The sequence below is a fragment of the Halobacillus salinus genome (genome assembly GCF_004684905.1).
Classification (GTDB): Bacteria; Bacillota; Bacilli; order Bacillales; family Halobacillaceae; genus Halobacillus; species Halobacillus salinus.
On the sequence record NZ_SRJC01000004.1, the window covers coordinates 185558 to 199521 of the forward strand.

The 13964-nt window shown below is 44.6% G+C and carries 12 protein-coding genes; 5 read left to right on the plus strand and 7 right to left on the minus strand.

What is annotated here, in order from left to right:
- Window positions 1–79 precede the first annotated feature (79 nt).
- From E4663_RS15265 to E4663_RS15275, 3 genes are all read left to right on the plus strand, one after another.
- On the plus strand, window positions 80–2878 hold the full coding sequence (locus E4663_RS15265; protein WP_135328266.1) for a sensor domain-containing phosphodiesterase: 2799 nt from the start codon (window positions 80–82) through the stop codon (window positions 2876–2878).
- A gap of 4 nt (window positions 2879–2882) precedes the next feature.
- Window positions 2883–4517 carry a thiamine pyrophosphate-binding protein gene (locus E4663_RS15270; protein ID WP_135328267.1) on the plus strand — a complete coding sequence of 545 codons (1635 nt, stop codon included), beginning with the start codon at window positions 2883–2885 and terminating at the stop codon, window positions 4515–4517.
- Window positions 4518–4616: 99 nt separating this feature from the next.
- The gene (locus E4663_RS15275) at window positions 4617–5081 is read left to right on the plus strand and encodes a PCYCGC motif-containing (lipo)protein (protein ID WP_135328268.1); all 465 of its coding nucleotides are present in this window, start codon (window positions 4617–4619) and stop codon (window positions 5079–5081) included.
- A gap of 169 nt (window positions 5082–5250) precedes the next feature.
- On the opposite strand, the gene E4663_RS15280 is transcribed toward E4663_RS15275, so the two are convergent.
- From E4663_RS15280 to E4663_RS15295, 4 genes are read right to left on the minus strand one after another with little or no spacing between them, the layout of a single operon-like run.
- The gene (locus E4663_RS15280; protein WP_158290516.1) at window positions 5251–5751 is read right to left on the minus strand and encodes an RNA polymerase sigma factor; all 501 of its coding nucleotides are present in this window, start codon (window positions 5749–5751) and stop codon (window positions 5251–5253) included.
- Between the two features lie 15 nt (window positions 5752–5766).
- Window positions 5767–7761, minus strand: a complete 1995-nt coding sequence (locus E4663_RS15285; RefSeq protein ID WP_135328270.1) for a DUF6449 domain-containing protein — start codon at window positions 7759–7761, stop codon at window positions 5767–5769.
- Window positions 7736–8635 carry an ABC transporter ATP-binding protein gene (locus E4663_RS15290; RefSeq protein ID WP_135328271.1) on the minus strand — a complete coding sequence of 300 codons (900 nt, stop codon included), beginning with the start codon at window positions 8633–8635 and terminating at the stop codon, window positions 7736–7738. Before E4663_RS15290 ends, E4663_RS15285 begins: the two co-directional genes overlap by 26 nt.
- Window positions 8628–9005, minus strand: coding sequence for a GntR family transcriptional regulator (locus E4663_RS15295; protein ID WP_135328272.1), 378 nt, complete (start codon window positions 9003–9005; stop codon window positions 8628–8630). The genes E4663_RS15290 and E4663_RS15295 overlap by 8 nt, the downstream gene beginning before the upstream one ends.
- A gap of 198 nt (window positions 9006–9203) precedes the next feature.
- On the opposite strand from E4663_RS15295, the gene E4663_RS15300 reads away from it, so the two are divergent.
- Window positions 9204–10613, plus strand: a complete 1410-nt coding sequence (locus E4663_RS15300) for an alanine/glycine:cation symporter family protein (protein WP_241657220.1) — start codon at window positions 9204–9206, stop codon at window positions 10611–10613.
- A 36-nt stretch (window positions 10614–10649) separates the two neighbouring features.
- Here E4663_RS15300 and E4663_RS15305 read toward each other — a convergent pair whose 3' ends face one another.
- Window positions 10650–11225 (minus strand): cell wall hydrolase, encoded by a 576-nt coding sequence (locus tag E4663_RS15305; protein ID WP_135328274.1) that lies wholly within the window; start codon window positions 11223–11225, stop codon window positions 10650–10652.
- A gap of 196 nt (window positions 11226–11421) precedes the next feature.
- Between E4663_RS15305 and E4663_RS15310 the strand changes: the two genes are divergently transcribed.
- Window positions 11422–12003 carry a CDP-alcohol phosphatidyltransferase family protein gene (locus tag E4663_RS15310; RefSeq protein WP_079477267.1) on the plus strand — a complete coding sequence of 194 codons (582 nt, stop codon included), beginning with the start codon at window positions 11422–11424 and terminating at the stop codon, window positions 12001–12003.
- A 30-nt stretch (window positions 12004–12033) separates the two neighbouring features.
- Here the strand turns inward: E4663_RS15310 and uvsE are convergent, their stop codons facing one another.
- The gene (gene uvsE / locus E4663_RS15315; protein WP_135328275.1) at window positions 12034–12990 is read right to left on the minus strand and encodes a UV DNA damage repair endonuclease UvsE; all 957 of its coding nucleotides are present in this window, start codon (window positions 12988–12990) and stop codon (window positions 12034–12036) included.
- A gap of 147 nt (window positions 12991–13137) precedes the next feature.
- The gene (locus E4663_RS15320) at window positions 13138–13962 is read right to left on the minus strand and encodes an aldo/keto reductase (protein ID WP_079477270.1); all 825 of its coding nucleotides are present in this window, start codon (window positions 13960–13962) and stop codon (window positions 13138–13140) included.
- Window positions 13963–13964: the final 2 nt, after the last annotated feature.

Here is a 13964-nt window from a genome sequence, read left to right on the forward strand (position 1 = left end):
AAAATATACCTTTTTAAGAAGGAATATCCCAGATAATGTCGAAGTTTTGGTAATATAACGAACATTGGAGGTTTTTGTCGTGGCTGATGAACAATCAAGGTATTCCCGCCTTGCGCAAATCACCAAACTAATTAATACAAAGCTCGATTTACGCGAAGTCCTAAGACATGTTGTAACAGCCATATCCGAAGAAATTGTCCAATGTGATTCGGTCGGCATTTATTTACCTCAAGAGGACGGCACTTACCGCGGATACGTCGGAAAGCCAGAGACGATCAATGGGATGACATTGGATATGCACGTAGTGGACCCTGAACAGGATCGGCTCGCTAAAGAAGTGATCGAAACGGGAGAGACCGTATATATCCCTGACACTTCAAAGGACGACCGACCTGACAGGAGAGCGATAGAAGCATTCAAGATCAGTTCCTTGCTCGTCGCCCCTCTCAAGTACGAAAACCATTTATATGGGCTCGCTTTTCTATTCGACTACGGCATTCCGATGAACTTGAACGAATCAGAAGTAGAATCGATCCAGGCTTATATCAATATGGCTGCAGTAGCCATACGAAATGCGAATAACTTGAGCCGCAAAGAAATCCTCATTTCTGAGAAACAACTCCTGTTGAACGTCACGAGGGAACTCTCGTTAAGCTCCTCCATCCGGGAAGCATTGGACATCTGCTTCCAGAATGTCGGAGAGGTACTTGGAAACCACAACATTGCCGCACACTTCCTAGATCCATTAGCAGAAAGGCAGATTAAGCCATCTAACCTAAGTGCAAACAGTGTATGGACGGAGGAAGCTTGGAAAAAAGAACACGAACAACTGAAAGTCAACTTTCGAGACGATGCGCTCTTCCAAGATGTCCTCAAGAAAAAGGAATCTGTCCTCATTCCGGACGTTTTCGAGGATCCACGCCCAGATTCCGATGTTTGCCGTCACTTCAACATCAAAGGCCTTTATATGCTCCCCCTCATTTCCATGGGAGACGTTCTCGGTACTATCGCCGTGGCGGACTTCGACGGAAGCCACTCGAACTACTCGAAATCAGCTATGCAGTTAGCAGAATCCATAGTAGATGCTACAGCACCGGTTTTGTCCAACCTAATCTATATGGAAAGACAAGAACTGATCATTCAGGAACGAACCTTTGAAGTACGTAAGAAAAAAGAAGAACTAGAAGAAGCTTTCACGGATTTGAAGCAGGTCAGTAAAGAAAAGGAATTGATTTTAGACTCTGCTGGTGAAGGAATATTTGGAATGGATTTAGACGGGAACATCACGTTTTCCAATCTGTCTGCCAAACGTATTCTCGGCTATCAGATCACAGAAGACGTACGAGGCAACTCGCTGTACGAAGTATTCAATGTGACGCAAGAAGACGAAGAAAGCTCTCACCCCTTCATCCAAGATGGGATGCAGTTTCATAAACGGTTAGAACGAACATTTGCTAAGAAAGATGGCACAACTTTCCCAGCCGAATATATGATCACTCCTCAACAAATAGATCAACAAATCGTCGGGTACGTCATTACGTTCAAGGACATCACAGCAAGAAAACAAATGGAAGAAAAGATAAAGTATCACGCCTATTATGACAGTGTGACGAACATTCCGAACCGAACTCTGTTCCAAGACCGCCTTAACCAGGCGCTGGCATATGCAGAGACCCAAGAACGATCACTTGCGGTCCTGTTCTTGGATTTGGATCGCTTCAAGCAAATCAACGATACCTTCGGACACAGCTTCGGTGATTCCGTACTGAAACTAGTAGCCGACAGATTGGGAGCTGTTCTACCTAAAGAAGCGACTGTATCCAGGCAAAGCGGCGATGAGTTCGTCATTTTGCTTCCGAGCGTTGAACATTTAGAGGAAGCCATAGCTTATACGGAGGAAATCATCAAAATATTCATTGCTCCGTTTCACATTCATAACCAAGAAATTACGATCAAGAGCAGTATCGGTATCAGTATGTATCCTGATCATGGATTGAACGGAGAACAATTAGTGAAACACGCCGATGCCGCCATGTATCGCGCTAAAGAACGGACCGGCAATCAATATCAAGTATATTCCGATGACATCGACACAGACTCCCTCATGAAAATAAAGCTTGAGAATGAACTATTCAAAGCACTGGAGCGTGAGGAAGGATTTGTTCTGCATTATCAACCGAAAGTCGATATGCGCACCCAAGAAGTGATGGGAATGGAAGCTTTAGTTCGCTGGGAACACCCCTCTTACGGACTGCTTCCACCGAGAGAGTTCATTGCGCTGGCAGAAGAAACGGGCGCTATTACGAAGCTTGGTAGATGGGTATTGAAGGAAGCCTGCCGAAAGCGAAAAGAATGGTACGACTTGGGCTTCAAAGCTATGGTGATGTCGGTCAATCTGTCTCCACAGCAACTGAGTCAGCGAAACCTTGTCGAAACAGTCTCAGGCATATTAGAGGACACGGGTCTGAAGCCTGAGCTTCTCGAATTGGAGCTTACAGAAAATTTAATCATACACAACACAAAACAAACGGTAGCAACGATTGCAGACCTCAAGCGACTCGGTGTACAAATTTCCATTGATGACTTCGGCACCGGCTATTCTTCGCTTGCTTACCTAAAGGATCTGCCTGTGGACACATTGAAGATCGATAAGTCATTCATCGATGATATTACGAACAATTCTGCTATTACAGATACCATCATCTCCTTGGCCAAGAACCTCCACCTGCATGTCATCGCAGAAGGAGTAGAAACAAAAGAACAGGCGCAATGTTTACACAAAAAAGGATGCCATTTGATTCAAGGATATTATTTCAGCCCCCCTATTCCTGCTGATGCGTTTTTGGATAGAATTTCCACTATAATTTCCGAGAGGTGAAGTAATGAAATCTGTACGCGCTGTTTTAGATTATTTAGTGTCTGGTGATGTCTCTTATATTTTTGGAATTCCTGCTGGTTCTGTGAATGCTTTCTTTGATGAATTATATGATACGCCTTCTATCACGCCGATTGTGACAAAGCACGAGGGGGCCGCCTCTTATATGGCCGCGGCGTACGCAAAGTACTCCGGCTCGCTCAGCGTCTGCATCGGGAGCAGTGGACCAGGTGGTACCAACTTGGTCACCGGCGCTGCAAACGCTATGCGTGAACACCTGCCTGTCTTATTTTTAACAGGAGCCGTTCCGACTGAGACGGTAGGCTTGAATGCTTCACAAGAGTTGCATGCTGATCCTATCTATCAATCTGTGACAAAATACAGCGCGCGGGTGGACCGGGCAGAAGATTTACTGCCAGAGATTCACAAAGCAGTGGAGATTGCACTCTCAGGTGTCCCAGGACCCGTTCATATTGCGATGCCGATCGATGTACAGCTATCGTCCGTGCCTTTCCAATCGTTGCCGACGTTTCCTGCCCGCACCCGATTGATTCCCGATGATGCAGTTGTTCAAGAGGCCGTAACTGCTCTAGAAAGAAGCGAGAGCGGTTATATCTTTGCAGGGCAAGGTATCCGCGGTGCAGTCGATGATGTGATTGAGCTTGCAGAAACGTTGAACTGGCCAATCATTACCTCCCCTCAGGCAAAAGGGCTGATCCCAAGTGACCATCCGCTGCTGAAGGGGATATTCGGCTTTGCAGGTCATGAGTCCGCTTCTTCCTTCATTCATGAAGGGGATGCGGAAACGGTTCTGATCTTAGGCTCAAGCTTAGGGGAAACAGCGACAAACAACTATAATCCGCACATCAATGAAGATCGGTACACGATCCAAGCAGACTTCGATGCATGTGTGTTTAACAGGAAGTACCCCGTCGACCTCGCCCTTCATGGAGAAATGGATTTAACCGTATCTGCATTGAATACCGGGCTTAAGAATCGGGGGCGGGAACGAAACAAAATACAAACGCCCGCGCATCAGGAGATAGAACTGGATACCGAGTATAATACACGTAACGTATTGATGAGTTTACAGAACATGCTTCCGAAAACGACGCGTTACACGATTGATATAGGGGAGTTTATGGCTTACGTCATTCACCACATGGAGGTACCGACATATGATGCGTTTGATATTAACGTACACTTCGGTGCGATGGGTAGCGGCATCGGCAGTGCTATCGGCGCCAAACTAGCCGACCCCGATCGTCCGACCGTCAGCATTACTGGGGACGGATGCTTCTTCATGCACGGAATGGAAGTACTGACCGCTAAAGAGTATGGTATCCCCGTTCTATTTGTTGTCATGAACAATGCAAGACTAGGAATGGTCCACCATGGTCACGCCCTTCAATATAAGCGCGTACACCAGACTTTTGCTCAGGAACCTGTAAGCATCACAGCCATGGCAGAAACGCTCGGCATCCCATCTGCCAGAATCGATTCGATGGATGATCTGAATTCAGATACCGTATCAACCCTACTTAACACGAAAGGTCCTGCGGTGCTCGAAGTGGCTTTAGTCGATGACAACATTCCTCCAATGGGAGATCGTGTGAAGTTCTTGTCATCATTCGGAAAATAATATGTCTAAATGTAGAAACTTTTCAAGAAACGATTGCAACTTTCACTCTCCCTCTATACGATATTAGTAGAAAAATAGAGAGGGTGCGTACATTTGAAAATGAAAGGCTGGATCATCGTTTTCTTGATAGCCGGAAGTGTATTGAGCGGTTGTGCTTCCAATGAAGAGGAGAGTCATACAGAAGGACATGGAGACTTGCGCGAGGAAACAGCTAGTGCAGCTGAACTTCCTTCCTTTTTAGATGAAAAACCGGAAGACATGCAGCTTCTATATACAGCAGTCGGACAAAGCCAGGAGTTACTAGAGCAAATCCCTTGCTACTGCGGGTGCGGAGATAGTGTCGGCCATCGTAACAACTACGACTGCTTTATTCATGAGAACCAGGAATCAGGTGCTGTCGTATGGGACGACCACGCAACGAAATGTGCAGCTTGTTTAGAAATTGCAGCACAGTCCATTATCGATTATCAAGACGGGAAATCAATTAAAGAGATACGTGATGATATCGATGCGGCTTACGAAGAAGGCTACGCTGAGCCTACTCCAACGCCTGCTGTATCATAAATAGAAACCGCGCCTGAGTTCAGGTGCGGTTTTTAATATTCCTTAACGGAGGGATATAGCCTCTCCGTCCACGCTATGTGGAATATTCCAAAACAGTTTGTTTCTATCGAAATAAAAAAAGAAGCCTCTATTACAAGGCTTCTAGAAGAACAGTTATTCCATACCCCAATTATGCCGTATGACTGTGCTGAGATAAATTTCTTAGAGCCATCCTCGCACGATACATACGCGACTTCACGCAAGCAGGTGTCAAATCGAGCGCTTCCGCTATCTCTTTCTCACTTTTCCCTTCCATGCAACCGAGTTTCAAAACAACCCGCAGTTTAGGAGGAAGTGCAGCAATCAGTTGGATAGCTTCCTTCGTTTGAAGGCGAAGCTCGACCAGTTCTTCCACACCACTTGATGGTTCTGAAAAAGGTAACTCTTCTAGAGGTAGATAAACATGTCGTTTCTCTTTTCTTAATAAGTCTATCGCTTTACGGGTTGCAATAGTCGAAAGCCAAGCTCCGACCTTTCCCTCCTCTTTCACCTCATGTAGCTTGTCATAAGCTTTCATAAACGTTTCTTGAAGGATATCTTCAGCCAAACTCGAATCTCTCGTCACTTTCAAGGCAGCGTAATAAACACGCTGATAGTAACGGGCATAAAGGGTATTGAAATAACTGTCCATCTTCATCTATCTCCCTTATTCATTAAAATGATCGTTCACGTACGCTGGTGCTTCCGATATTCCAAGTAGTCGCGGTTCGGTTTCATTATTCGGAATGATAGCCATCAGGTACTTTATATTCTGCCATTCTTGCTCTGATTGAAGTGCCTTCTCAATCTTAGGTACATCAGAAACAGACAGTTTGTCGACACCCTCCTGATCTTGTATGGTGCTCCACGCTTCATCAGGATGGTTGTATCCATCCTCCCAGCGATAGAATTCAATTCGGTCAATGTCATCTGCCTCAAGGAAGGCGTCGTCGTATAACTCTCTCTCCTTCAACCAGGAAATGGTTTGAGCATACGACTGATCGATGCTCAAGCCATACGAAATAGAATTGTTATCGTACGGGTTAGGGTCGTTCAGAATGTTAACGTAGCTCGGTTGTCCTTTCGTTTCGTTCATCTCTTCATACGTAAGGTTATATAGATCCTCCTTAACAGATTCGAGAAACTGCGATACGTCTTCTGACTCAGTAAGCTTCACGTTTGAAACCGTTACAAGTCTCGGTTCAATGATCAACCCAGATTTGCCAACCATCTCTGAGGTCAGCTGCATGATTGGATAGGTAAGCTCCTTATACGCTTCGGTCTCCATCACAGCTGCTAATTCCTTTTCTACTTTTTGATTTGCTACCTGATATTGGCGATATACTTCTTTACCGTTATTCAAGCGATACATAATGAATTGATTGCGGCCCCCTTCTGATAGCGGACGAGACTCGTCAATCAAGGATTCATGTAAAGCTATTGTCTTTTCAATGGCATCATCTGACGTCATCAAAACATCTCGTTCGGTCCTTTGGTACTCTTCGTATCCGAAATAATGATTACCTAGATAGACACTTTCGACTTCTGAACGGTTCGGTACATAGTTTTCAGATGGCAGCATAGCAAGTGGAGCAACCAGTAGAACAATAGCTACTGCACCAGCATAAATGGAAAACCTCTTGGCGGTTTGCTTATGCCATATTCTCCAAGTCTTCTCTAGTAACATCGTGGATAATAGGAAACCGATACTACCACCTAACACATATCCGAAGATCAACCATGTGAAGCTGAACGCCGTCTCTGCAAAATAAACCCCAAATGCTAAAGCGGTGCAGAAACTGACTCCGAACGTGAAGATCGGCTTCAGCCAGCTCACAGAAAGTGCTTGGGCAGCTGTTTCCAAGGCGCGTTTTTTATACGTGAACAACGCCAGGATATAAAAGATGATCGCAGCTACGAGGTAGATCAACAGCATTCCATAATCAGAAGGCGGTTCTGTCTGATTCTGCATCGCTGGAGAAAAATTGAACAAATCCATCAACGGTGATAAATTATTCACTCCCTGCTCTGCGAAATAATCAGCTGAAAAACCAGAAACCATCAAACTGACATTGAAGCCTACTATTAAGTAAATCCCGGCAGGAAAGAATAATAGAATATATGTCAACACACCTTGTACAGCAGACAGACCAGTTAATGTACCGACGAACACCCCTGACATGAACACAAGTAAAGAGATAATAACCATAAGCAACGTCCAATACCCTAGTTCAGTAAGAGAATAAAAATAGGATACATCGGTCGCTATATAAAACAATAGTAAGAGTAGACTATTCAATAGCACTGGAGCTAGAACCAGTACAATACCAGAGACTACACGCTGGTTGAACAGCTTCTCTCTGCGAATCGGTAAGCTATGCATGAAGTCCGAAGAACTTTTCACATGCATATAGCGCATAAGGAAGACAGACATGAGGACAGGCATCAAGAATAATAGAATCACCTGAAACTCATAGCTGAACATCGAAGAAAACAACCCTTGGTCAACAGGCATAAGGCGCGCCGTATCATCGACTTTCATCGCAACCTGTAAAGGTACAAGAAAGGCAAGTGCCACAAAATAGACGATACTGATCCATCCAACATTACGAAAATCCTGTTTCATCCATTCTTTCTTAAGTAAGAATGTTCTCGATGGCATAACCAGCACCTCCTAATTCATAAATGAAAATTTCTTCGAGCGTCAGTGGAAGAAGGTCGAACACAACAGGTTGTAATGCTTGAATGGTTTCTTTCACTTGTGATTCTGCCCCTCTTACGATATACAGCTGCACACTGCCTCTACTTGTGTGATGTAAAATATCCAGCTGCTCATGCAGGATTTCCTTATTGTCCTCCTTGAAAGCAACCTGAACTTTATGGAAGTCTGATTTCAAATCATCCAGTTCACGTTCAAGAAGAACTTCGCCTTTATGTAAAATCCCGACATGATCACAAATGTCCTCTACTTCGCGTAGATTGTGTGAGGAAATCAAGATCGTCATTTCACGGTCGGCAACATCCTGGATCAACAGATTCCGGATTTTTTGACGCATCACAGCATCCAGTCCGTCAAACGGCTCATCCAACACAAGTACCTCAGGCATCACAGACAAGGACAACCAAAAAGCCACTTGACGCTGCATCCCTTTAGAGAACTTACTGATTTTTTTATTCTCATCTAGTTGGAAGACGGCTTTCAGCTTTTGGAATCTATCCTCATTCCATGAATCAAATATTTCTTGATAGTAGCTCGCCATCTGGCGTGCTGTGTATTGGGGTAGAAAATAGAGAGAATCCGGCATAAATATCAGTTTCTGCTTCACATCTTCATTCTCAAACACCGATTGATCGAGCACGTTCACTTCCCCAGATTGTTGCTTAAGAATCCCTGCGATTGTGCGCAACAAAGTCGTTTTACCGGCACCGTTCGACCCAAGCAGCCCATAAATAGATCCACGTTTCACCGTAAAGCTAACATTGTTTAGAACAGGCTCCTTCTCGAACGATTTTGTTACGTCCTGGACTTCAATCATGTGGTTCCCCTCCCTCGACTTCGCGGAGCATTGCCTGGATCTCTTCGGTGGTAATACCAAGATAGATCGCTTCTGCGAAAAGTTTTTTCAGCTCTTCACGCACTTTGTTCAACTCCTCTTTGTTTTCCGACTTTTCAACGGGATGCACAAAGCTCCCTTTTCCTTTTTGTGAATAAATATAGCCCTGCGATTCGAGCTCGCGGTAGGCCTTTTGTATCGTATTTGGATTGATGGTCATTTGTTGTGCCAGTTCTCTGACCGAAGGAAGTTTCTCATCTCCCTTCAAGACATCATTGATGATCAATTCTTTCAGCTTCTCTACAAGTTGTTCGTAGATCGGCTTACGACTTCTGATGTCCAATTCGAACATGTACGCACCTCCTCGGTGGGACTGTATTAACTGTACTATTATTATTAATACAGTTGTTAGTATAGTGTAATGCTCCCCATTTGTGAAGCTGAATTTTAATTTCATTTACTAAACAAAAGGAAAATAGGTCTTTTTTCTTTGTTTCAAACTGTATTAAAAGGGAATATATGGTTAATATCACTCAAAGGAGGGATGAATTTGGGCGCTTCCTGCAGTTCATTTCAAGACTGTCTTGCTTCAGCATCCAACTTTCTATGGACTTATCCGCTCGCTATTCTACTGATATTAGGTGGAATATTCCTCACGATTCGCATTAAATTCTTTCAAATTCGTTTTTTCGGCCATGTGTTGCACCAGACCATCGGCCAAATCTTCAAAAAGACAGAACAAACGGGAACAATCACTCCGTTCCAGGCATTCACTTCCGCACTCGCTTCAACAGCAGGAGCGACGAACATCGTCGGAGTTCCAATTGCGATTTCCTTAGGCGGTCCAGGTGCTTTGTTCTGGATGTGGGTAGTTGCTTTGATTGGAATGGCAACGAAATATTCAGAGGTTTTATTGGGGATGAAATACCGAGAAACAAATGATAAGAATGTTTGGGTCGGAGGGCCACAGTATTACATAAAGAAAGCCCTCGGCTGGAAATGGGTGTCTAGTGCCTTCGCCTTTTTCCTCATGATTGAACTCATTCCAAGTACCATGGTTCAGTCGAACTCGATCGCAACACAGACCGAGGGAGCCTTTGGTTGGCCGGTTTATATAACAGGAGCCATCATTTGTGCTGCCATTGCCCTTGTGGTGTTCGGCGGGATTAAGAGGATTGCTAATGTCACAGACAAGATGGTGCCAGGCATGGTCATCATTTACCTGGGAGTCTGTCTCTATGTCATTTTCGCAAACATTGAACAGCTACCGGCTGTATTTGGATTGATCTTCACCCATGCCTTCACGCCTGTCTCGGCAGCGGGAGGTTTTGCAGGTGCTGGAGTGGCACAGGCTATTCGATGGGGAACTGCAAGAGGACTTTATTCGAACGAAGCCGGTCTCGGAACAGCCCCAATCGCTCACGCCGCTGCGAAAACAGATCATCCATCCAGACAAGCACTATGGGGAATCTTCAGTGTGTTCATTGATACGATCGTCATCTGTACAATCTCCGGCCTGACCGTTCTCGTGACGGATGCTTGGCGACAAGTGGACGGATCAGATGCTTCCAACATGATCAACGTCGCTATCGGTAATGAGCTCGGTGATGCCTTTGGGAGCAGCTTCATTTCCGTTTTCCTTCTGTTCTTCGTAATCACTACGATTGGAATACTCGTTTTTTACGGCGAGAAACAAGCAGAGTATTTGTTTGGACCAAAAGTCGCTAAAGCCATGCGGATTGTGTATATTCTTTCTGTCTTCGTTGGTGCTATTGGTGGACTGGAGTTTGTATGGCAGTTCCTTGATCTGCTTCTTGCTTTCGTCTTACTCACCAATATCATTCCACTCCTCTTCTTGCATAAGGAGGTCGCAGACCTTACAGATGACTACGTAAACAGGGTCTACAAGAAGAAAACGGATAAAAAGAACGTGGAACTATTCGATGAAAAAACGGGATAAAAAAAGGCAAGCGGATTTTCTCCGCTTGCCTTTTTATTACCTTAAGAATACGTGGTCGCCGATAACGGTCGTCACTTCTTTTGCACTCAAGTAAGCACTATATGCTTTATCTGGATTGTAGAAGAATAGAGACTCATTATCATAACCTTGGTAGTCCAGTGCTTCTTCTACTGCAGCTTTAGATTCCTGACTGGCAGGCTTATTGATCTGTCCGTTACTTACTGGAGTGAATTGATACTCCTGGAGAATAACCCCACGGAGAGAATCTGGAAAGAGTTCACTTTCCACGCGATTTAGAACAACCGTCGCAACGGCAACTTTACCTGCATAACTCTCTCCTTTCGCTTCTGCTTCAACGAGTCTTGATAGCAAGTCTTTCTCATTAGCATTCGGCATTACAGGGAGTTCTATCGTTTCCCCTGGATAGATGGTATGACTTCTTTTATTATTGATGGCCATCAGCTGATGGCTTGAAATTCCATAATCGTTGGCAATCTCATATAGAGAATCACCTTTCTGAACGGTGTGCTTCGCCGGTTGATCGGCAGATACCGGTGTAGCCGCTCCTATTAAACTAGCGAGGGTGAAGACTGAGACTAGAAGTTTTTTCATGATGTTTTACCTCCCTATTAACTTTACGATACATAAGTTAACATAAAAGGCAGAATTCTTTCACTATTAATTCTTTCCACCGTTTCCAATCCAAAAAATTCCCTTCAGTATGCTTTGGCGGTGTTCTCATGTTTTACTTCGCTGAGATATAGGTATAGTCTTAAACGGCAATACTTATGAAAAAGCAGGTGAACAGATGTTAGATACCCATGCCAGAAAATATGTACAACCTTCTATCGACCGCACGGCCTCCTACTTTTTGAACCGCGGAAGAACAGCTAACCAAATTACCGTAGTGGCTCTCTTAATCGGAGTCTCTACTAGCTTTTTATATGTTTGGGGACTTCCCATCCTAGCTGTAGTCATGCTTTGGTTATCAGGATTTCTCGATGCCGTGGATGGAACGATGGCTCGCCACACGAAGACCTCCCCATTCGGAACCGTCATGGACGTTACTTTTGACCGGATTGTAGAAATCGGAATGATTGTGGCCATAGCCTATGTACACCCTGAAGTCCTATGGCCACTTCTTCTATTGAGTGTCTCGATTATCGTATCGATGACCATCTTTTTAGTAGTCGGAACGGTTTCAGAAAAAGCAGGTATGAAATCGTTCTATTACCAGGCCGGTGCTGCCGAGCGTACGGAAGGATTCATCTTCTTCAGCATTATGCTGTTATTTCCAGACTTCCTTTGGTGGTCCACTATGGCTTTCTTTGCCATCGAACTCTTTACAGGAGGACAACGTTTCTTAGAAGCTAAAAAAATCTTATCCTAAAAAACGACTGCTCAAGGAGACAGTCGTTTTTTATAGATCTATTTCTCCACCGAACCTTCGCTTCACACCACGAATACCCGCAATGTCTTCGATGATGCGAAGAACAGCAGCGTCTTTCGCTTTCGCTTCCACCATCACGTCTACGGGTTGATCCAGTGATTTCAGCTCTTTCAGTAAAGGACGGATAAATTCTAAGTCTACATAATCAGCGTGGCTACGGTATTCCTTCTCGTTTTTCGGAGAGGAAAGATGGATCTTAGGCGGGACACCCATATGACTCCACGTTTCGTAAAAACGCGGCAACAGTTCTGACAAGGATTCATCCTCGCTGTGATTCGCCATAAAGTGATGATAATCAAACATCATCGGGATTTGTTCCTTTTCACAGATAGATAACGTTTCAGTTGTTGTGTAGGTTTTATCATCATTCTCGAGTGTCATCTGCCGCTTGATAGGATCTTTGAGCTGTTTCAGATTCTCGTGGAACCTTGCAGTCGCTTTTTCTTTATCCCCATACGCGCCTCCCACATGAATATTGATATGACTCTCCTCATGTAAGTCCATTGCTTGAAGCATCGCATAATGATACTCCATATCTTTTACTGCATTCTCTGTCACGTGAGGCTTATCGCTTGTAAATAAAGTGAACTGATTGGGATGAAAGCTTGTACGCAGTCTATGCTTCCGGACTAGAGAACCAATTTCCTCATACAAAGACTGGAACGGCGTAATATAATCCCACGGTGCTTCATCATGCGTAGCAAGCGGAACAATCGATGAAGAAAAACGATACAAAGGTAGTTCGTTCGCCAAGTTAAAATGGAGATTTCTCAGCGTATTTTGCAGATTCCGCTCTGTAATACGCTCGAGCTCTTGAATTTGTGTGTCAGGGTCAAGCTTCTTATACCTCGCGAAGGTCATCGTCTTTGCTGGTGTGGCTTCGTAAAGCGAGAGGGCATGAGATACATAGCCGAATCGGATTCTCATATCGCTGTCTCCTTTCTTCGTCAAATGTTCCCATTTTCGGAGGATTTTATTCTTATGGAGTGGTTTTGGATGTGGGGGCTTTTCTTTTCCTCGCCTAATTAATTTCAAGAAAAAAGCGGCTAGCAAGATGCCAGCCGCCGACAATATTTATCGTACATTCATTTCAGATGGTTTCGGACCTTTACGACCGTTTCGGTCTAATCGATTGATCGCTTCCATGTCTTCTGTAGACAGTTCGAAATCAAACACGTCAAAGTTTTCTTCGATGCGATGAGGAGTGACAGACTTCGGAATCACGATTGCATCGCTCTGTAGGTGCCAGCGGATGACGACTTGTGCTGGTGTCTTCTCGTGTTTTTCTGCGATGGATGTGATGACGTCGTCTTTCAAGACTTCGCCTCCCTGCATGAGGGGACTCCATGCTTCTATGTGGATGCCGTGCTTACGACCAAATTCTTTCAGTTCATTTTGCGCAAGGTACGGGTGGCACTCGACTTGGTTGACAGCCGGCTTCACTTCGCACTCTTCCATGATGCGCTCCAGGTGCTCGATATCAAAGTTGCAGACGCCGATCGCTTTCGTTTTGCCGTCTTTTTGCAACTGTTCAAGTGCTTTGTAAGTCTCGACATAATCGTCATATTCAGGAGTCGGCCAGTGAATCAAGTACAGGTCGACATAATCAAGACCTAGTTTGTCCAGGCTTGTTTCCATCGCTTTGATTGTGTTGTCGTAGCCTTGGTCTGCGTTCCACACTTTTGTCGTGATGAAGATTTCGTCACGGCCTAGTCCGCTTTGCTTGATTGCTTCGCCGACTTGTTTTTCGTTACCATAGATAGCTGCTGTATCAATGTGACGATAACCTGTTTCGAAGGCTTTTGTGACGGCAGGTACCGCTTCATTTTCCTCGACTTGCCAAACACCAAAACCAAGTTGTGGCATCTCTACTTGGTTATGTAGCGACATTGTTTTCATAT